Origin of the sequence: Halarcobacter sp., from assembly GCF_963675975.1 — a bacterium.
GTDB lineage: Bacteria > Campylobacterota > Campylobacteria > Campylobacterales > Arcobacteraceae > Halarcobacter.
In genome coordinates this window covers 2,090,059-2,109,610 of sequence record NZ_OY780939.1, presented here as the reverse complement: position 1 = coordinate 2,109,610, position 19,552 = coordinate 2,090,059, and the positions used below count along the sequence as shown (strand labels likewise).

At 29.1% G+C, this 19,552-nt stretch carries 17 protein-coding genes; 4 read left to right on the top strand and 13 right to left on the bottom strand.

The annotated features are described in order from the left end of the window. Position 1 precedes the first annotated feature (1 nt). The 9 genes from ACKU3H_RS10280 to ACKU3H_RS10240 all read right to left on the bottom strand — a co-directional run bounded on the left by ACKU3H_RS10280 (position 2) and on the right by ACKU3H_RS10240 (position 11,536). Entirely contained in the window at positions 2 to 2,827 is a 2,826-nt protein-coding gene (locus tag ACKU3H_RS10280; protein WP_320033763.1) for a formate dehydrogenase subunit alpha, read from the bottom strand. A 21-nt stretch (positions 2,828 to 2,848) separates the two neighbouring features. Further along, entirely contained in the window at positions 2,849 to 3,055 is a 207-nt protein-coding gene (locus tag ACKU3H_RS10275; protein WP_320033762.1) for a Tat pathway signal protein, read from the bottom strand. Between the two features lie 93 nt (positions 3,056 to 3,148). After that, positions 3,149 to 3,982: a molecular chaperone TorD family protein gene (locus ACKU3H_RS10270; protein ID WP_320033761.1), complete on the bottom strand. Its 834-nt coding sequence runs from the start codon at positions 3,980 to 3,982 to the stop codon at positions 3,149 to 3,151. A gap of 401 nt (positions 3,983 to 4,383) precedes the next feature. Continuing rightward, a complete protein-coding gene (locus ACKU3H_RS10265; protein ID WP_320033760.1) occupies positions 4,384 to 5,277 on the bottom strand; it encodes a formate dehydrogenase subunit gamma in 894 nt (297 codons plus the stop codon). 9 nt (positions 5,278 to 5,286) lie between these two features. After that, positions 5,287 to 5,859 carry a formate dehydrogenase FDH3 subunit beta gene (gene fdh3B, locus ACKU3H_RS10260; protein ID WP_320036476.1) on the bottom strand — a complete coding sequence of 191 codons (573 nt, stop codon included), beginning with the start codon at positions 5,857 to 5,859 and terminating at the stop codon, positions 5,287 to 5,289. Between the two features lie 18 nt (positions 5,860 to 5,877). After that, the gene (locus ACKU3H_RS10255; protein ID WP_320033759.1) at positions 5,878 to 8,718 is read right to left on the bottom strand and encodes a formate dehydrogenase subunit alpha; all 2,841 of its coding nucleotides are present in this window, start codon (positions 8,716 to 8,718) and stop codon (positions 5,878 to 5,880) included. Positions 8,719 to 8,738: 20 nt separating this feature from the next. Next, positions 8,739 to 8,942 carry a Tat pathway signal protein gene (locus ACKU3H_RS10250; RefSeq protein WP_320033758.1) on the bottom strand — a complete coding sequence of 68 codons (204 nt, stop codon included), beginning with the start codon at positions 8,940 to 8,942 and terminating at the stop codon, positions 8,739 to 8,741. A gap of 186 nt (positions 8,943 to 9,128) precedes the next feature. Continuing rightward, a complete protein-coding gene (locus ACKU3H_RS10245; protein ID WP_320033757.1) occupies positions 9,129 to 9,836 on the bottom strand; it encodes a molecular chaperone TorD family protein in 708 nt (235 codons plus the stop codon). Next, positions 9,833 to 11,536 carry a 4Fe-4S binding protein gene (locus ACKU3H_RS10240; protein WP_320033756.1) on the bottom strand — a complete coding sequence of 568 codons (1,704 nt, stop codon included), beginning with the start codon at positions 11,534 to 11,536 and terminating at the stop codon, positions 9,833 to 9,835. The genes ACKU3H_RS10245 and ACKU3H_RS10240 overlap by 4 nt, the downstream gene beginning before the upstream one ends. 150 nt (positions 11,537 to 11,686) lie before the next feature. Between ACKU3H_RS10240 and ACKU3H_RS10235 the strand changes: the two genes are divergently transcribed. The 4 genes from ACKU3H_RS10235 to ACKU3H_RS10220 are packed head-to-tail and all read left to right on the top strand — an operon-like array spanning position 11,687 to position 15,621. After that, entirely contained in the window at positions 11,687 to 12,844 is a 1,158-nt protein-coding gene (locus tag ACKU3H_RS10235; RefSeq protein ID WP_320033755.1) for an ABC transporter substrate-binding protein, read from the top strand. Next, positions 12,828 to 14,459 carry a HAMP domain-containing sensor histidine kinase gene (locus tag ACKU3H_RS10230; RefSeq protein WP_320033754.1) on the top strand — a complete coding sequence of 544 codons (1,632 nt, stop codon included), beginning with the start codon at positions 12,828 to 12,830 and terminating at the stop codon, positions 14,457 to 14,459. Before ACKU3H_RS10235 ends, ACKU3H_RS10230 begins: the two co-directional genes overlap by 17 nt. Continuing rightward, positions 14,452 to 15,117, top strand: coding sequence for a response regulator (locus ACKU3H_RS10225; protein ID WP_320033753.1), 666 nt, complete (start codon positions 14,452 to 14,454; stop codon positions 15,115 to 15,117). Before ACKU3H_RS10230 ends, ACKU3H_RS10225 begins: the two co-directional genes overlap by 8 nt. A 9-nt stretch (positions 15,118 to 15,126) precedes the next feature. Beyond that, complete coding sequence (locus ACKU3H_RS10220) at positions 15,127 to 15,621, top strand: type II toxin-antitoxin system antitoxin SocA domain-containing protein (RefSeq protein WP_320033752.1); 495 nt, start codon at positions 15,127 to 15,129, stop codon at positions 15,619 to 15,621. Between the two features lie 10 nt (positions 15,622 to 15,631). Here the strand turns inward: ACKU3H_RS10220 and ACKU3H_RS10215 are convergent, their stop codons facing one another. The 4 genes from ACKU3H_RS10215 to ACKU3H_RS10200 all read right to left on the bottom strand — a co-directional run bounded on the left by ACKU3H_RS10215 (position 15,632) and on the right by ACKU3H_RS10200 (position 19,518). Then, entirely contained in the window at positions 15,632 to 17,680 is a 2,049-nt protein-coding gene (locus tag ACKU3H_RS10215) for a methyl-accepting chemotaxis protein (RefSeq protein ID WP_320033751.1), read from the bottom strand. A gap of 139 nt (positions 17,681 to 17,819) precedes the next feature. Beyond that, positions 17,820 to 18,098: a heavy metal-associated domain-containing protein gene (locus tag ACKU3H_RS10210; RefSeq protein ID WP_320033750.1), complete on the bottom strand. Its 279-nt coding sequence runs from the start codon at positions 18,096 to 18,098 to the stop codon at positions 17,820 to 17,822. A 2-nt stretch (positions 18,099 to 18,100) separates the two neighbouring features. Next, positions 18,101 to 18,427: a hypothetical protein gene (locus tag ACKU3H_RS10205; RefSeq protein WP_320033749.1), complete on the bottom strand. Its 327-nt coding sequence runs from the start codon at positions 18,425 to 18,427 to the stop codon at positions 18,101 to 18,103. Next, entirely contained in the window at positions 18,424 to 19,518 is a 1,095-nt protein-coding gene (locus ACKU3H_RS10200; protein ID WP_320033748.1) for a transglutaminase family protein, read from the bottom strand. The genes ACKU3H_RS10205 and ACKU3H_RS10200 overlap by 4 nt, the downstream gene beginning before the upstream one ends. Positions 19,519 to 19,552 lie beyond the last annotated feature (34 nt).

The following is a 19,552-nucleotide window of genomic DNA, read 5'->3' as shown; positions in this document are numbered from 1 at the left end:
CTTACGCTGGCTCTACTCGGCATAATCCACCTTTAGTCTCAGGAATCTGAGTAATGATGTCATAACCGTAGTTAGTTACTGTATTTGCACTTTCACCTACTGCATAAGGTTTTAATCCTTCTGGATATTTCTGAGATAAATCTTCACCTTGGAAATGTCCAGCAAAATGGAATGGTAACCAAACTCTATCTTCACTAACTGCGTGAGAGTATTTAGCTTTAACTTTAATTTTAGTTCCTTCTGGTGAATGAATCCACATCATAGAACCATCTCTAATTCCCATTCTTCCTGCTAAATCAGGGTTAATATTACAGAACATTTCTGGAGTTAAAGCAGCTAAATATTTACTTGCTCTATTTTCCATACCTGCACCATTCATATTAACTAGTCTTGCAGTAACAAGGTTAATTGGGAACTCTTTTGACCAATCTTTCTCTGCTTGTTTAGAAACATACTTAGTATCAACTCTAAAGTGGTTTCCTTTATCAGCATAAGAAGGATATTTTTTAACTAAATCTGCTCTAGGAGAGTGTAATGGCTCTCTGTGCATTGGAATTTGATCTGGGAATGTCCATACTTTTGCTCTTGCTCTTGCATTTCCATAAGGTGCAACACCTGCTTCCATACATTTTTCAGCAATAATATTTGAAGTATCAACTTTCCAGTTTTTACCAATTCTTTGTTTTTCATCTTCAGTTAATTTGATTCCAAGAACCTCTTCAATGTTATCTCTTGTAATTTCTGGATAACCATTAGGATTAGCTGAACCTTTTGGTGCACTACCTTTTCCTGCTAATTGAGAAACTCCATCATGCTCCAATCCAAATCTATTTCTGAATCCCATACCACCGTCAGCAACACTTCTGTCGATGTTATAAAGAATTGGACTTCCAGAGTGTTTTTCTGTCCAACAAGGCCATGGTAATCCATAATATTCACCTTTCATTTCACCATAACCTCTACCAGAGATTTGGTCAAACATATGCCAATTTTCAGTATGTTTTTTAACTCTTTCTGCTGTCCATCCAGTTAAACCAATAGTTTTAATGATTCTTGCAATCTCATTAGTTGCATCTTCTGGCCATGTAAAGTCTTTTTTATCACCTCTCATAGCTGCAGTATATTGTTCATAAAAACCAAGTCTTTTTGATAATTCAAATAAAACTTCATGGTCTGTTTTAGACTCATACATTGGTTCAATAACTTTATTTCTCCATTGTGCAGTTCTATTTGTAGCTACAACTGTACCACTTGTTTCAAACTGTGTTGCAGCAGGTAAAATAAATACATCATCTTGTTTATCAGTTAAAATAGCAGCTTCATTTACAAATGGATCACTGATAACTAACATTTCTAAATTGTCAAGACCCTCTTTAACTTTAGCTTGTTGTGCAATTGAAGTAATACCATTACCCATTACAAATAAAGCTTTTAAGTTTGTTCCAGCATTGTCAATTTTGTCATTACCATTTTTACCATCAAGTACACCAGCCCACCATCTAGCTAATGTGAAACCTTTTTTACCCATCCATTCAGGTGATTTAAATCTACCTTGTAGCCATTCAAAATCAATTCCCCAAGATTTAGCAAAATATTTCCATGAACCTTCAGATAATCCGTAATATCCTGGAAGTGTATCAGATAAACAACCCATATCTGTAGCACCTTGAACATTATCGTGTCCTCTTAAGATGTTAGTTCCACCACCTTCTTGTCCCATATTTCCAAGAGCAAGTTGTAAAATTGGAGCTAATCTTGTATTAGATGAACCAATAGTATGTTGTGTTAAACCCATTGCCCAGATTAATGTACCTGGAGTGTTTTTAGCATATAATCTTGTTATTTGAATTAATTTATCAGCAGGAACTCCTGTAACATCTTCAACTAACTCTGGAGTCCACTTTTTAGCTTCTTCCATAACATCGTCCATTCCATAAACTCTATCGTTAATGAAACTTTCATTATGCCATCCATTTTTGAAGATAAGATGTAACATTCCATACATAAATGGAATATCTGTACCAGGTCTTACTCTACAGTAATGATCCGCTTTTGCAGCAGTTTTTGTATAAACTGGATCAACAACAATAATTTTCGCATTATTTCTTTCTTTAGCTTTTAAAAAATGTCCGAAACCAACTGGGTGATTAACCGCAGGATTTGCTCCAAATATAATAATAGCTTTTGCGTTTTGGATATCTCCAAGTGAGTTAGTCATAGCGCCATAACCCCATGTATTTGCCACACCGGCAACTGTTGCACTATGTCAGATTCTAGCTTGATGATCTATATTGTTTGTTCCATACATTGCAGCAAACTTTCTAAAATAATAAGCTTGCTCTGAATTCATTTTCGCTGATCCTAAAAATTGAACCGCATCTGAACCTACAGTATTATGTAGTTCGTTCATTTTATCAGAGATTCTAGTATAGGCTTCATCCCAAGAGATTCTTTTCCATTTACCTTTCTCTTTTACCATTGGATGTTTAAGTCTAACTTCAGACCTAACCATATCAATCATATCAGCACCTTTACAACAATGCCCACCTAATGAAATAGGATGGTCTTGTGCAACCTCTTGTCTTACCCAAACACCGTTATGTACTTCAGCAATAATACCACACCCAACAGAGCATGCATTACAGATAGTTTTAACTTTTGTAGACCCTGGGAAAGGATTTTTTACTTCCTCAGCCGTAGCCTCTCTAGTTACACCATCATTTGCCAAAGCGCTAGTAGCACCTGCAGCAGTAGCAATAGCAGCCATTTTAATAAAAGCTCTTCTCCCTACTCTTGCATTCAGTGCTTCATATGTACTTTGTGACATATAAAACCCCTTTGACTTTTATTATAAAGCTTGTTTATAAAACTCTTCCCAAGCTTTAGATTTTTTATATAGAACCTCTTTTTTAGGTGAGTGTCCTATAACAACACCATTCGAATCTGCTTCTCTTACAGAAGAACTGTTAGCAGCAGCTAACGCAGTGGCACCCACAGCAGTAGCACCAACAACTATCGCAGTTTTTTTGGCAAAATTTCTTCTACTCTCTTGCATAGCTGTCTCCTTTAATTGTGATTAGTCCCCTTTTGATGAGACTCAAATAAGACAAATTAATTTGTCTTATTTGAAGCCCATGAAAAAGGATGGCTAAATGTCATCCTCAACATTTGATGCTACAAATACCGGACAAGATTCATCTTGATTATTTTTTGGTCCAAGTGCTTTCATAGCTTTATTTCTAGCTCTTCTCTCTTTTTCTTCTTCAGAAATAGACTCTTCTTTTTTACTTATAGATGGTTTTTGTTTTATAATTGGTTTTGAAACTTCTAAATAAAGTCTTTCAAACTCAATAAATGCTTTTAATACAACAATAACATCTTTATAAATATCAGAACTGTTATGCTCATATAACTCTTTTGAAAATTCATCTACAAACTCATTTAAAATCTGTTCAAAAATACAATGAACAGTACTTTTATATTCATCATATCCTTTTGCTTGTAGTTCACAAAGTTCATTTAGCACTGTAAAAATAAATCCAATATTATCTTCATAGTCAGAATAAACTTTTTCATCTCTTCTTATTTTTGTTTTTGCTAAAAAGTTTTGCATTTCAACTCTTTTTCTACCACTTTCTATACCTTCATGGTAGTATGATGCAGTTGTTCTAACTTGAGCAGTATGTGGATTATCAAAGATATCATCATATTCTTGTAATAAAACTACATTTGAATCTTTTTGTAGTTTTTTTAGAATATTTTCTAATGCTTCTTTTGAAGAATCGTTTAATGGATTTTCTCTAACAATATTTAATAGATTTAGTAGATTAAAATATCTATCACTGTCTTTTGTGTAAACAAAAAAACTACTAAAAATTTTATAGTATATTGCTCTTGCTTTATTAATCTCTTCTTCTTTCATAATTTCCTCATAAATAAAAAATAATTTTTGTTTATCTGAAAATAGGACAATTTTTGTCATCTATTTCAACTATTTAAAAATCTCCCAAAATCAATTTGGTAAATTTTTATTTACCCTAATTGTAATACAGAAAGTTTAAAATCTACTTAGTTAATATCGCTAGAACACTTGATATAATCGCTTATAGAATAGTTTATGTAAACTTTTGAAACACTTTTTTTTGACAATATTTATTTACTAATTTTTATAGTGACATTTTAATGACATATCTATTTTTTTTAATATTCCCAAATAATCATAATTTTAAAAATATGCCAATTTTGCACATTAAAAAACAGTGAAATTTTATTGATTATTTTTTTTCATTAATAGTTAATTTTTTTATAAAAATAAAAGAATTTTAAAATTTTTTTTAATTTTTAAATTTTTAAGAAAAAATCCTCTCAAAAATGAGAGGATTTTTATATTTTTTGTTCTTTTTTAAGTTTTTTATAGTATGTACTATGAAGAATTTCTACTTCTTCTTCCTCTTTTAAACCAGAAATCATACTATGAATTGCACCTTTTATTGCAAAAACAGACATATAAATGTGTGTCATAAACAATGCAACAACTGCCATTCCTAATATATTATGAACAATTGCACTTCCTCTTAGAAAATCAATTTGTGATATTTCTAATGCTTTGATTATAGATAAATTAAAATCTTGAAAGTACATAGCTGCACCTGTCAAAATCATAACTATACCACCTAAAGTACAAAGCCAAAACCACATTTTTTGTCCTGCATTAAATTTTCCTGCAGGAATTGGATCTTTTCTTTTATTTAGGTATCCACCCATAATCATCATCCATTTTATATCATCACTTGTTGGAAGCATCTCTTTTAACCACATTAAAAGCATAGGTATAACTGCTATACAAAAAAGTGGTGTTGCAATAGCATGTAATTCTTTACAAACCCTTACAAAACTTCCACCTCCAAATGATGAACCAAAAATCATAATTAATCCAGTTGGAACTAATACAATAAAAGAGATTCCAGCTAACCAATGTATAACCCTATGAAATATGGTAAATACTGGTATTTTCTTTCTATCATGGGAAAATATCATAGGTCCTATTACTAAATAATGTAATAAAAATACAGCTGGCACTCCAAGTGCAATAGCTAAGAAAACCATAGAAAAATATTTACCTTGTAAAAGTGTAAAAATTTTTCCTAAATGAAGGCTGCCTTCCTTATCGTAAGCTAAGATATTAGGTATTAAATCTTTACCCCAGATTGCACTATCACTTGCAATTGCAAGTGACCCTAGTGCAAGAAGTAAAATTACTATGTATTTTAACTTCATGTTAACTCTTTATATCTCTTGAGTTTTAGAATGCTTGTGCCCTCTTGATAAAACTCTTTGTCTATATATTTCAGATACTTTTTGAGAATCCCCAACAAGTAAAGCATTTGTAGCACAAACAGCAGCACATAAAGGAACTTTCCCTTCTGCAATTCTATTTTGACCATAAAGATGTCTTTCCTCATGTGAATTAGTCTCTTCTGGACCACCTGCACACATAGTACATTTATCCATAGCACCTTTAATACCAAATGCCCCATCTCTTGGAAATTGAGGAGCACCAAACGGACAAGCATATAAACAATAACCACAACCTATACATTTATGTTTATCATGTAATACAATTCCATCTTCTCTTATATAAAAACAATCCACCGGACAAACTTGCTCACAAGGAGCATCTGTACAATGCATACAAGCAATAGATAATGAGTACTCTAAACCTTCTTTTCCGGCATTAAGAGTTATAACTTTTCTTCTGTTTATTCCTGTTGGAAGTTCATGTGCCTCAGCACACCCAACAGAACAAGCATAACACTCAATACATCTATCTTCATCACAATAAAATTTCATTCTTGACATTTCACTCATCATTCTCTCCTATGCTTTTTCAATTCTACATAAACCAGCGTTGAACTCTGGTATCTGAGTGATAATATCAAACCCGTAGTTTGTAATAGTATTTGAACTCTCACCTATTGCATAAGGCTTAGTTCCCTCTGGATAGTTTGCACTCATATCAACACCTTGCATAACACCAGCAAAGTTATATGGTAAAGAGATTCTATCTGGAGTTACTCTATCACTATATTGTGCTTGAACCTTGATTTTTGTACCTTGTGGTGAATGTAACCACATCATATCTCCATCTCTTAAGCCATGTTGAGCTGCAAGTTCAGGATTTATATGTGCAAACATCTCAGGTGTAATATGAGAAAGATATTTACTTGTTCTTTCTAACATACCAGCACCACTTAAGTTTACAACCCTCATTGTTACAAGCATTGTTGGGAACTCTTTTGACCAATCTTGTGCTGTTTGTTCAGATTTAAATCTAACATCAACTCTAAAGTTATTTGTTTGGTCTTCATAAGTTGGATATTTTCTTACTAAATCCATTCTTGGTGAGTGGATAGGTTCTCTATGTTTTGGAACAGGGTCAGGGAATGTCCATACTTTAGCTCTAGCTTTAGCATTTCCATAAACACAAACACCTTTTTCATTACATTTTTCTTGGATAATTCCACTTAAGTCAACTTTCCAGTTTGCACCCATTTTTCTTTTTTCTTCATCTGTAAGTTTTATTCCTAAAACCTCTTCAATGTTAGCTTTAGTTATTTCTGGGTATCCACCTTTAATATCTGAACCTTTTACAGATACACTTTCATCTGGTAATTGAGAAACACCATCATGTTCCAATCCAAATCTATTTCTAAATCCCATACCACCTTGACTCATAGGTGTATCAACATCATATAGAATTGGACTTCCAGGATGTTTAGTATCCCAACTTGGCCAAGGTAATCCATAATATTGACCTTTGTACTTTCCTCTACCTTCTAAAGATATAGGGTCAAACATATGCCAATTTTCTTGATGTTCTCTAAGTCTTTTTGCAGTCCAACCACCAAGACCAATAGTTTTTACTGTTCTTGCAAGTTCATTTGATGCATCATCAGGCCAATTAAAATCATCTTTAACTTGTTTATATTCACCATCTACAACGTCCATTTTCATAGCTTTAACATATTCATCATAAAAACCAAACTGTTTCGCAAATTCAAACATAACTTCGTGGTCTGTTTTTGATTCATATAATGGGTCAACAACTTTACTTCTCCATTGAGAAGATCTATTTGTTGCTGTTACACTTCCTTCTGTTTCAAACTGTGTACCAACTGGCAAAATATAGATATTGTCTTTTTTACTAGTAATAACAGCAGCCTCATTAACAAATGGTTCAGCAACAACTAATAAATCTAATTTATCTAATGCCTCTTGCACTTTTGCAGTTTGTGCCATTGATGTAATACCCGTACCTTGAACCCATAAAGCTCTAATTGGACTTGAAGAGTATGTTTTTTCTTCTTGAAGTACACCTTGCCACCATTTTGCAAGTGAGAAACCTTTTTCATTCATCCATTTAGGAGCTGCAAATCTGCTTTGAAGCCAATTAAAATCAAGCCCCCAAGCTTTTGCATAATATTTCCAAGATGCTTCACCTAATCCATAATATCCTGGCAAACTATCAGCAAGACAACACATATCAGTAGAACCTTGAACATTATCATGTCCTCTAATGATATTACATCCTCCACCTTTTTTACCCATATTTCCAAGAACTAATTGTAAAATAGGAAGTATTCTTGTATTTGATGTACCTGTACTGTGTTGAGTAATTCCCAGTGCCCATACAACTGTAGCAGGTTTAGTTTTTGCTAATAATGTAGCAATTTGAACAATTTGAGATGCAGGAATACCAGTTACATCGGAAGTCTCTTCCGGTGTCCATTTTTTTGCTTCTTCTCTAACTTCTTCCATTCCATATACACGACTCTCAATAAAGTTTTTATCTTCCCAGCCATTTTTGAAAATCACATGTAATAATCCATAAATAAAAGCAACATCTGTACCAGTTCTAATTCTCAAGTAGTGATCCGCTTTTGCAGCAGATTTTGTGAATACTGGATCCACAACTATTAATTTTGCATTATTTCTATCTTTTGCTTGCAGCATATGTTTAAATCCAATTGGATTTGCAACTGCTGAATTCGCACCTATCATAAAAATCGCTTTAGAATGTCCAACAACATCACCAAAATGATTTGTCATAGCACCATAACCCCATGTATTTGCCACCCCGGCAACTGTTGCACTATGTCAAATTCTTGCTACGTGATCTATGTTATTCGTACCCCATAAAGCAGCAAATTTTCTAAAATAAAAAGCTTGTTGTAAATTGAATTTTGCAGAACCTAAGAACATAGCCACATCTGGACCATTCTCTTCTCTAAGTTTAAGCATTTTTTCTGAGATCTCTTTAATGGCTGTTTCCCAAGAAAGTCTTTCCCATTTTCCATTTACTTTTTTTAAAGGATATTTAACCCTTTGTTTACTTTTAACTAAATCTATTTGGTCAATACCTTTACAACAATGACTACCCTCACTAATAGGGTGATCTTGTGCAACATCTTGTCTTACCCAAACACCATTTTGTACTTCTGCAACTATTCCACAACCAGCAGAACATATACTACATATTGTTTTAACTTTCTTTGATCCAGGAAATGGATTTTTAATCTCTTCTTCACTAGCTTCTCTAACACTATTACTTGATGCGAACATTGATGTAACACCAACTCCAGCACCTATTGAAGCAAGTTTAAGGAAATTTCTTCTTCCCATTTTCAAAGATAAGTCATTGAGTAAATTATTACCCATTCTTCTTCTCCTTAAAAAATTTAATAACTAGCTTTATAAAAAGCTTCCCACTCAGCCGTTTCTTTGTATAAAATCTCTTTTTTGTTAGATTTTCCAACAACAACACCATTTGAACTATTAGTACTGCTTTTACTACTTGCAATTGCAGCAGTAGCTCCTCCAGCAGCAACTAAAGCACTAGCACCAAGAGTTTTTTTAATAAAACTCCTTCTTTTTTCTTTCATTGCTCTCCTCCAAGCTTAAATTTCTCCTACATTTAAAAGAGATACTACAAAAAAGTTTTTTTTCTCTAGTATCTTTTCCAAATATGCAGATTTTGCATATTTAGCAAAGCAATTAAATTATGTAATAACAAATTGAAATAGTTTTAAATATGCCAAAAGTGCATATTTAAAACTAAAAAAAATGAACTATAAACTTGTAACCTCGTCAAAGTTTCTTTTTGCTCTTTTTGTAAAACCTTTTTTCTTTTGATGAAATAAATCTTGTTGAACTCTAGTTTTTGTAGATTCAAGTTTTTTAACATCTAAGTAAACTCTTTCTAGTTCTATAAAAACTTTTAAAACAACTGCAATATTTTTATAAAAAGAACTACTTTCATGAAAATAGATGTTTTCTATAAATCTATCAATAATTCCATTTAAAATATTTGCAAAAACATCAATAACCAATTGGTTTTTATCTTTTTGAATATCCTGTTCAATAACTTTTTGTAAAAATTCAAAAATAAATGATATATGGTCTTCAGCTTCTTTAAAATTTTCACTATCTTTTCTGAAGTTTGATTTCAAAACATAATTTGTCATCTCAACTCTTTTTTGTCCATCATCCCTATCCTCTTCATAATAAGAAGCAGTTACAGGTATAAATGTTGTACTTGGACTAAAAAAAAGATTATTGTTTTCCTCTTTTAAACCGTTATAACCTTTTTCATCAAAATATTTTTTAATATTTTCAAAGGCAACTTTGCTATTTTCATCAATTGGATTTTCACTTAAAAATTCAATTGTATGTACAACCTTCTCATAATCACTTTTACTATCAATAAAAGAAAAAAGAGAAGAGAAAAGTCCATAGTATAGGACTCTTGCTCTATTTAATCTCTCGTTATCTATCATAAACTTACACCTTGAGGATTATTATATGAACCTTTATTTTCCATATAACTTTTCATCATAATTTTTGGTTTACAATCTTCACAGCAATAAAGAGTTCTCTCTTTGATTGGGTCAGATGCAAAGATTGGTGCCATAATTCCTGCAATTTTTTCAACTGCTTTTTTAGTAGCAAATTCTTTCCCACACTCTACACAGGCAAAAAGTTCATCTTGTGCTAAGATCTCTTCTTTAAACCAAGTTGGGTTTAGTTTTATTACATCTTGTTCTATTGTTAAACAGTCTTTTTCAGGACATGTAACTTCACAATATCCACATGATGTACAAACTGAAGCGTTAAGTCTTAGAGTATTATCACTTGCATCAGCAAATAATGCATTTACATTACAGGCCCCAACACATGAAAGACAAAGAGTACATTTAGATTCATCAACTTTTACATGACCATAATGAACATTTTCACCAGTTTTTACAACTCCTAAATCTTCATTGCCAACAATGTGAGATAACCTAATTGCAAATTGCTCTCTTTTGTTCATCTCCATATCACTAAGTTTATATCTTGAACCCTCTATGAAATCAACTTTTTTTAGAGCTTTTTCTAACTCTTTTTCATCCATAGCTACAAGAATTGCATCTTTTTTATATTTTGCTTGATAAACTTGATTTAAAATCGAAATTGAATCTTTAGTTCCTTTTGATAAAAAGTCTGTATAAAATACAACTTGTGAACCAGATTCTTGTAAAAGTGTTAATAAAGTAGCTTCATGTAAAAACTTCTCACCTTCAATTTTAAAAGGTAATACATCCTCTTTTAATTTTATACTTAAAGAAGAGATATCCATTTTATCAGGGATAATTAAAGGGATTTGATTTTCATAATATCTACTCATTTGAGATATTGTTTCTCTATTTGATGGCGTATAATCTATTGCTCCACTAGGACAAATAGAAACACATCCCCCACAACCATGACAATCTATTTGAGAAAATTCTAAGTGTTTTTTGCTGTCATCTTTTACAATAGCAACAGTAGGACATACATCAGCACATCTTCCACAAATCTCTTCTCTTCTTTCATGGTATTGACAAATTGTTTTGTCGTATGTAGTGAATTTTTTATATTCATAATTTGAGATATTTTCTCTAATTTTTGCAATTACATCATCAACTGAACTTTTTAAAGGATCAAAACAGCCACTTTGTTTCATTCCTAATTCTTTTTCATCAAACCATACTATTTGATCAACTTTTAAATCAATTAACTTTTCATCATCTTTAACGGTAACCGTAAGGTTTCCAATATGTCCATTAATATCTTTTATTATATCTTCTTGAATATGAAACAAATCAAATTCACTAGATACTATATGTTTTAAAACTTCTGATTTTTGTTCATTGTCACAAACTAATAAAACTTTATTTGATACCTCTTGAGTATAAACCATATCTTGAGCTAAATCAAATCTGTCTGCATTTACTTCGTAAAGTTTTTCAACATTTTTAATTTTCTTTGATAAAGGATCTTTACTATTGTTTATATAAAAATCTATCTCATTTGCTACTAATTCAGTATTTGTCATACTAACATTTGATACAATAAAGTTATCGTTTTTGTAATCAATCAATTTATTGGTTACAACAATTGATTCAGGAAGTGGAAATTCAATTCCATTTGGATTGTAGTATATAAATTCCTGCATAACCTATGCCTTTGGTAAAATATTATTTACCAATTTTAGTTTTAAAATACTTAGTGTTTTATTAAGTCAAATGATTATTATGCTATTTTATTTAATAAAATATCTCTAAAGTGTCTATATAACTAGTCTAAAAAAAATAAAGGAAAATTGTTGTTCAAATATATTTCAGCTTTTATATTAATAATAATTACGATTTTTTTTGTATCAAAACTAGATATATATACAAATAATACAATAGTTTTGGGTAGTTCATTACCAAAAACTGGGATAATGAAAGAATGGGGAAAAAGTGTAGAGATTGGTTCTAATGCTTACTTTAAATTTGTAAATGAAAGAAAACTTTTACCTAATGGGCGACAAATTAAACTTGTAACACTTGATGATAAATATGAACCTGATTTAACGTTAGAAAATACAAAAAAACTTTTAGAAAGAGATGATCTTTTTGCTTTATATGGATATGTAGGTACACCTACAGTAAAAAATATTTTACATATAATTACAGAAACAGATATTCCATTTATTGCTCCTTTTACAGGAGCATCATTTTTAAGAGACTCAAAATATAAAAATATTGTCAACTTTAGGTCATCATATAAAGAAGAGATTCAAAAGATAATCAATTATCTATATGATATTAAGCATATAGAAAAATTTGCTGTATTTTATCAAAATGATATTTATGGTGAAGAGGGATATATCTCTTTAATTTCAGCATTAAAAAAGAAAAATTTGAATCTTGTTGGGGAAGGTACATATAAAAGAAATACCTTATCAATAAAACATGCATTTAAAGAGATAAAAAATAGTAAACCTGAAGCTGTTTTAATGGTGGGTTCATATAAAGCTAATTCTTTGTTTATAAAAAGAGCTTTAAAAGATAAGGATTTAAAAAATGTAGTTTTTTGTAGTATCTCTTTTAGTAATGCAAATGAGATGATAAATAATTTAAATGGGAAAAAAGTTAAAAATATAATCTTTTCAGAAGTGGTTCCAAGTAGTGATAATTATGAAATTGATGTAATCAATGAATATAAATATCTGATGAAAAGATATTATCCAAAAGAGCAATTAGGATTTATATCTTTTGAATCATTTCTTGCAGCAAAGGTTACAGTAGAAGCATTAAAAAAAGCAAATAATTCTTTAACATATAAAAACTTTTTAAAACAAATAAAATATAATACAAAAGATGCAATTAATGGTATTCCTTTAAAGTTTAATAATACTGAATTATTAAATAAAACATACCTTTTTAAATATGAAGATAATAAATTTATTGAGATTGAATATGAAGAAAAAAACTAATTTTAAATTAAATATTTTCAGTAAATTGTTATCAACTTTTTTTAAATATTTTGATGCTTTAACCTTCGCATATAAAACTTATTTTCTTAGCTTTATTATTGCTGGAGGAATGATAATAATTATAATTCTCTCACAAGTTTCTGTATATACTTTAAAAAATGATTTTGATATTCTTTTTACTAAAAGAACAAAACCCATTATTCAACTAGAGAATATAAAAGATACTTATAAAATCAATATTTATGATACTTTTTATGATATTCAACATAAAAATATAGCAATAAATGAATCAAAAGATATTATTAGTTTAGGTCAACAACTAATAAATAAAAGTTGGTTGAACTACAAAGAAAACTCTTTAAGTAATCTTGAGAGATCAGATATTTCAATTCTTACAAGTAAGTTATTTTGTATAGAAACTGATTTAAATAGTACCGTTTTGCATAATAATATTGTTTTAAATATAAATAAAAAAATAGAAGAACTACATAGAACAATAAATCTTATTGTAAAACTTTTAGAAAATGAAAAGTTTATTGATGCAAATACAGAAATTGATACTATATATTCTAAAATAAACTCTGTAAATATTTATATTTCAAATTTAATTAATTATGATTTAAATCAAGCCATAGTTGAAAGAAATAGAACTCAAAAAATATATAGTACCCTAACAACATTTCTAAATATCTCAATAATATTTGTTTTTGTTTTTTCTATTGCTTTATCTTTAATTGTTATTAGCAATTTTAGAAAACTACATTTTAATCTTGAAGTTGCTGTAAATGAGAAAACAAAAGAATTACAAGAGTTAAATGAATCATTAGAAAAAAGAATAAAAATGGAAGTTGCTAACTCTAGAAAAAAAGATTTAATAATGTTCCAACAATCAAAACTTGTAAGTTTAGGGGAAATGCTTGGAAATATTGCACATCAATGGAGACAACCTTTAGGCTCTTTAATGATGATTATTCAATCTTTTCAAACTAAAATGGAGCTAGGAAAACTATCTTACGATTTTGTTGAAAAGAAAACGCAAGATGCTGTTTTACTTGCAGAAAATATGTCAAACACTTTAGAAGATTTTCAAAACTTTTTTAGCCCAAATAAAGATAAAATTTTATTTAGTGTAAAAGATTGTGTAAAACATTCAATTGAATTATCAAAATATATGTTAGAAAAAGAGAATATAAAACTAAATCTAATTGTTGATAAAGATATACAAATTCATGGTTTTTATAATGAACTATCTCACGTTATTTTAAATATGATTTCAAATTCAAAAGATGCCTTAAAAAATATAGATACAAAAAGAGTAATAAAAATTGTTGTAAAAGAATACAAAGATAATGTTAGAATAAATGTGTATGACAATGGTGGAGGTATAGATGAAACCATTCTTCCTCAAATATTTGAACCTTATTATACAACCAAATATAAAAGTGCAGGAACTGGTATTGGTTTATATATGTCAAAGCAAATTATTGAAAAACATATGAACGGTAATATAAAATGTAAGAATGTTTATAATAAAATAGATGGTAATCAATTAGAATATGGTGCTTTATTTATTATTGATATTCCATTAGAAAAGAAAGGTGAAAATAATGATTGAAAGAAATCTGAATATATTAAACAACTTTAATATACTTTATATTGAAGATGATAAATCTTTATTAACACATACAAAAGATATATTAGATGATTTTGTAGGGAAAGTTTATGCGGTTAATACTTCAAATGAAGCTATGGAAATTATTGAAAAAGAAAAAGTACATGTTATAATTTCTGACATACTTTTGGAAAATGAAAATGGTATTGATTTTCTTAGATACTTAAAAGAGGAAAAAGAGATTGATATCCCTACTATACTCATAACGGCGCATACAGATACAAAATATCTATTAGATGCAATAAAACTAAAAGTTGAAAACTATATAGTTAAACCTATAAATATAAAAGAGTTGTTGAATACAATTCATGATATTGTTTTTCCAATTATACAAGCCCAAGAGATTCAAAAAAACTCTAATGTAATTAAGATGATTTCAGCAGTAACAGATGGAAAACAAGTAGAAGTAATAAAATATATTGTTAGTAATTTAGATAAAAATTCAATTTTTACAGCATCATATAGTGATATTATGAATGAGATATCAATATCTAAACCTACATTAATCAAACTTTTTAAAGAGTTATCAGAGAAAAAGATACTTGTAAAAACAGCACATAAAACATACAAATTTAATGAAATTGAATTAAATAAATTATAAAGGATAAACTTGAAAATTGATATTACAAAAATTGCAAATGTAATACTCTATATGCTTGAAAATGATATGAAGCATCTAAATGACAAAAAACTTTCTATTTTACTATTTTTAATAGAATTTGAACATCAAAAAAATTTTAATAAAAAGATTTTTAATGAACAATTTATAAAACAAAAAAGAAACCCTGAACCTATGATATTAAGTGAAATTTTTGATATCATTGCAAATAATGAAGATGTTGATGAAGATGATGAGAGATTATATTTAATTACAGAACTACTCGATTATCTTGATATTGAAATCTTAACAAAAGAAAAATTTATTGAATTAAATTTTATAAAAATGGAAGAGGATTTTGATAAATCATTATTTTCAAAAGATGAGATGGAAACAATCTCAAATATTACTAACAAATACCAAGAAGATACAGCTAGAAAAGTTGCAAATGCTTGTTTTCAAATAGAAGAAGTAAGACAAGCACCTTTAGATGAAATAATCATCTAAAGGCTATCTTTTAAAAACTTTCCCACTCATCACTATCATTTGATTTAGATTCAATTACTTTTTCTTTTTTAACAGGTTTTTCTAAATCTTGATGTTTAAAAGTTTTTGCTTTTACACTATCTTTACCTTTAAACTCTTTTTCATCAGCATTTTTTACAATTACTTTTGCAATAGAATCAGTTGATATAGCTATATCATTTGTTTGAGAAGCAATTTCTGCATTTTGTTGTGTTTGTTGGTCAAGTTGTGCAACTGCATCATTGATTTGCTCAATTCCAGTTAATTGCTCTTTACTTGACATTTCAACATCTGATATAAGCTCGATAGTTTGTGTAATATCTTGATTTAGCATCTTATAACCATTTATCATATTAGTTGCTATCTCTTTACCTTCATCAGCTTTTTTAGTTGCATTTTCAACCATACCTTTAATCTCTTTTGCAGCTTCTGCACTTCTAGTAGCAAGGTTTCTTACTTCTTGAGCAACAACAGAGAATCCTTTTCCAGCTTCCCCTGCTGTTGCAGCTTCAACTGCTGCATTAAGTGATAAAATATTTGTTTGAAAAGCAATTTGATCAATAACTCCAATAGCTTCATTAATAGCTGTAACTTGTGTATCAATATCTTCCATTGATGCAACTGTATCATTTGCTAATTTTTCACCACTGTTAGCTGATTTTGTTACATTATTTGAAATTTCGGCCATTTTAGCAATATTATGAGTATTATTTCTAATATTTCCAGTCATTTGCTCTAATGCTGCTGCTGTTTCTTCTAATGATGATGCCGCTTCATTTGCACTATTGTTAAGTTTTCCAACATTATCTAAAAGTACAGTTGAACTATCATGTAAAGTTACACCATTAGATTTATTTTCTACAAGCATTGTTGTAATTGAATCACCTAAACTATTTACACCATTTGCTAGTTTTAATAAATCCTCTTTAATACCTGTAGTATTTACTTTATCTAGATAATTAAAGTTAGTATATTTTTCTAATACATTTAAAACATTATCAATATTATGTTCTAAATTTTCAGCCATTTTATTTAAAACATTTTTTAATTGCATCATTGCAGGATTTGAAACATTCATATGTAATCTTTGGCATAAATCGCCTTGTTCAAATTCACCTAACACATTGATTGTTTCATTAATTAATTCTCTATCTTCTTGAATACCTTTTTTAGCTTTTTCAATATTTGAATTGATTAAATCAGACATAAAACCAAACTCATCTCTACAAGTGATTTGTTTAATCTCTACCTCAGTAGTTTCTCTATTTAAATATGCAAAGAAATTTTCTAAACCTTCATTTATAAATGTAACTTTTAATACAATCTCTTTTGTAATCATACGGAAAATAAAAGATAAAATTCCAAGAATAATTAAAACTATTAATCCTGCTTTTTGTGCAGAATTCATAAACTCTTCTTCTATATCATCAATATAAATTCCTGAACCAAAAACCCAACCCCAAGGAGCGAATTCTTTTACATAAGAAAGCTTTTTTTGTAGTTTTTTAGTTTTTTCATCAACTCTTGAGTAATGAACAAATCCTGAACCACTTCCTTGTGTAGCTTCAACAAAGGCTTTAAACATATTTGTATTATCTAATTTTTTACTTGATTTTGAATCTTCACCAAAATCAATTGCAGTAGCTACATTATAAACATCTGAGTCCATAATTTTACCATCTCTATTTGGTGTCATTGGATGCATAACCATTTTTACAGAATCTATATTATTATCATTTATCCAAATATAGTTATTACCTTGATATCTAAAGTTTTTATATGCTTCTAAAACATTTTTTTTAGCTTCTTCTTCTGTAATTTCACCAGATTTGAATTTGTTGTATTCTTTTTGAGTAAAACTGTAGGATAGATCTATTATATTAACCAATTGAGTCTTTTTCTCTTTTATCATCATTTTTTCTTGACCCAATAAAAGTATAAAAGTTAATACAATCATTGAAATTAATGAAACAACTGATACTAATAACATTTTCTTAAAAACTTTTAGATTACCAAAAAGTTTTCGCCATATTTCATACATATTCTCTCCTTACAGATTATTATTCAATTAAATTATAATTTTAATAAATAAATTTTATATCTTATTTGAATTATTGTAAATTTTAGTTTAAAGAGTAAAAAAAAATTGTCTTATTTATAAAATTGATAATAATTATCTATTATTGATTAAGTTTTTTTGTAGAAATCTCTATACCCTCATAAGAGGTTGTTTTTATAGCAGTTAAGATATCTTCTAATTTTACATTATCGTTATATGTAACTTTTACTTCTTTTGTATTAAGTTTAACTGAAACTTTTTCAATACCATCTAATGATTTAACAGCCTTTTTTACTGCTGTAGTACATAAAGGGCAATGCATACCTTCAACTTTTATCACTGATAATTTTGAAGCATAAACTGAAACTGCAATAAATAGTATTAAAAAAATTTTTTTCATAATTAGTCCATTACATAAGATATTAATTCTGGATAAAAAAGTAGTGCAAAAAGTAAAATTAATATAGCTGAAAAAATCAATACATTTGTTGTTATATTTTTTCTAGTACATTTACAAGTAACTTTTTTATTAAGATTTTTGATTCCCCAAAGAAAAAATACTACTGATAAAATAGCTAAAGGGATTCTTGTATATTCTAAAGTAGTAAAATAAGTTAGTATTCCACCTGAAACACCAAAGAATAAAAATAAAAATGCCGGTAAACAGCATAAAGTTGATAATAGTGCAGTAATAACTGCACCTATTATCGGAACTATAAAATTTTTCATTTATTCTCTTGAGAAGTATAAGAATATGCAAAACCTTTTGGGTCATAGTAGTTTTGTGCATCTTCTCCAACTTCTGCATAAGGGTATCCTAACATATTTAGAGGATATTGTGCTGGTTTAGGATTTAATACAAAATCTCTTGCGTAGTTAAATGCAACCCAGTTCATTTCCCAAGATCCAAACATGAAGTTTTTAGTTTGGATAGTTTTTTCAGATTCGTTAGTTAATTTTTCTCCTAATCTTACTTTTGTAACATCAGCAGGATCAGCTGGAACCCAACCTAAACCACTAATAAAGAACTCTGCTCTACAATGTTGACCACCAGTGATTTTTGCAAAACCATTCTCATCTGCTTTTCCACAAACTTTAGAAATTTTTGATTTACCTGCTCTAATACCAAATACTTCTCTAGCTGGAATATTTGCATTTCTTAGAAGTGCAACAAATACAGAACTAATATCTGTACATTTTCCACCATAGATTTTCTCTTCAATTGCTTTACCTGCATCACCAAGTCCACAACCTACAACACTATTGTCTCTATACATAGTAGTAACTGTCCAATCATAAATTGCTTGTGCTTTTTCTAATGGTGTTTTAGCATTTTTAGTAATATCATTTGCTAAAGCTGTAATTTTTTCTGTAACAGGAATATGTTTAGTTGGCTCTAAGAATACTTTTACTTCATCACTATATATTTCTTTACCATCAGCTTTTGATAAATCAAGGCTTTTTTGGTTTGTAATAACATCAAAAGTAACATTTAATACTCTTTCTTTATCACTTTTTGCCCATTTTACATAAAGAACTTTTGTATCATAAGGATTTTTTACAATTTCTGCTTTTTCATAATTTCCATCAAATTTTATATCAACTAATTCTTGATATTTAGATGTTAATGGAACTGGAACCCAAAGTTGAGTTACTTCATTACTTGCTTCAAGTTTGTAATCATTTTTGATTGTAAATTTTCTAAATCCATCTTTAATTCCAAAAGGATTTGATTCTGTTTTTGCAAATGCAAAACTAGGGTTAATTAGCACTGTAGTTGAAAGTAGTGCTGAACTTTTAAGAAAGTTTCTTCTTTCCATAAATTACTCCAATTTGTTTTGAAGCATATGTAGT

What these genes read in the sequence shown, in the direction of transcription:
- ACKU3H_RS10200 (WP_320033748.1), bottom strand. Translation starts at nt 19,518, where the DNA reads ATGGAAAGAAGAAACTTTCTTAAAAGTTCAGCACTACTTTCAACTACA.
- ACKU3H_RS10225 (WP_320033753.1), top strand. Translation starts at nt 14,452, where the DNA reads ATGATTGAAAGAAATCTGAATATATTAAACAACTTTAATATACTTTAT.
- ACKU3H_RS10275 (WP_320033762.1), bottom strand. Translation starts at nt 3,055, where the DNA reads ATGCAAGAGAGTAGAAGAAATTTTGCCAAAAAAACTGCGATAGTTGTT.
- ACKU3H_RS10270 (WP_320033761.1), bottom strand. Translation starts at nt 3,982, where the DNA reads ATGACAAAAATTGTCCTATTTTCAGATAAACAAAAATTATTTTTTATT.
- ACKU3H_RS10205 (WP_320033749.1), bottom strand. Translation starts at nt 18,427, where the DNA reads ATGAAAAATTTTATAGTTCCGATAATAGGTGCAGTTATTACTGCACTA.
- fdh3B (WP_320036476.1), bottom strand. Translation starts at nt 5,859, where the DNA reads ATGTCAAGAATGAAATTTTATTGTGATGAAGATAGATGTATTGAGTGT.
- ACKU3H_RS10230 (WP_320033754.1), top strand. Translation starts at nt 12,828, where the DNA reads ATGAAGAAAAAAACTAATTTTAAATTAAATATTTTCAGTAAATTGTTA.
- ACKU3H_RS10250 (WP_320033758.1), bottom strand. Translation starts at nt 8,942, where the DNA reads ATGAAAGAAAAAAGAAGGAGTTTTATTAAAAAAACTCTTGGTGCTAGT.
- ACKU3H_RS10240 (WP_320033756.1), bottom strand. Translation starts at nt 11,536, where the DNA reads ATGCAGGAATTTATATACTACAATCCAAATGGAATTGAATTTCCACTT.
- ACKU3H_RS10245 (WP_320033757.1), bottom strand. Translation starts at nt 9,836, where the DNA reads ATGATAGATAACGAGAGATTAAATAGAGCAAGAGTCCTATACTATGGA.
- ACKU3H_RS10210 (WP_320033750.1), bottom strand. Translation starts at nt 18,098, where the DNA reads ATGAAAAAAATTTTTTTAATACTATTTATTGCAGTTTCAGTTTATGCT.
- ACKU3H_RS10265 (WP_320033760.1), bottom strand. Translation starts at nt 5,277, where the DNA reads ATGAAGTTAAAATACATAGTAATTTTACTTCTTGCACTAGGGTCACTT.
- ACKU3H_RS10215 (WP_320033751.1), bottom strand. Translation starts at nt 17,680, where the DNA reads ATGTATGAAATATGGCGAAAACTTTTTGGTAATCTAAAAGTTTTTAAG.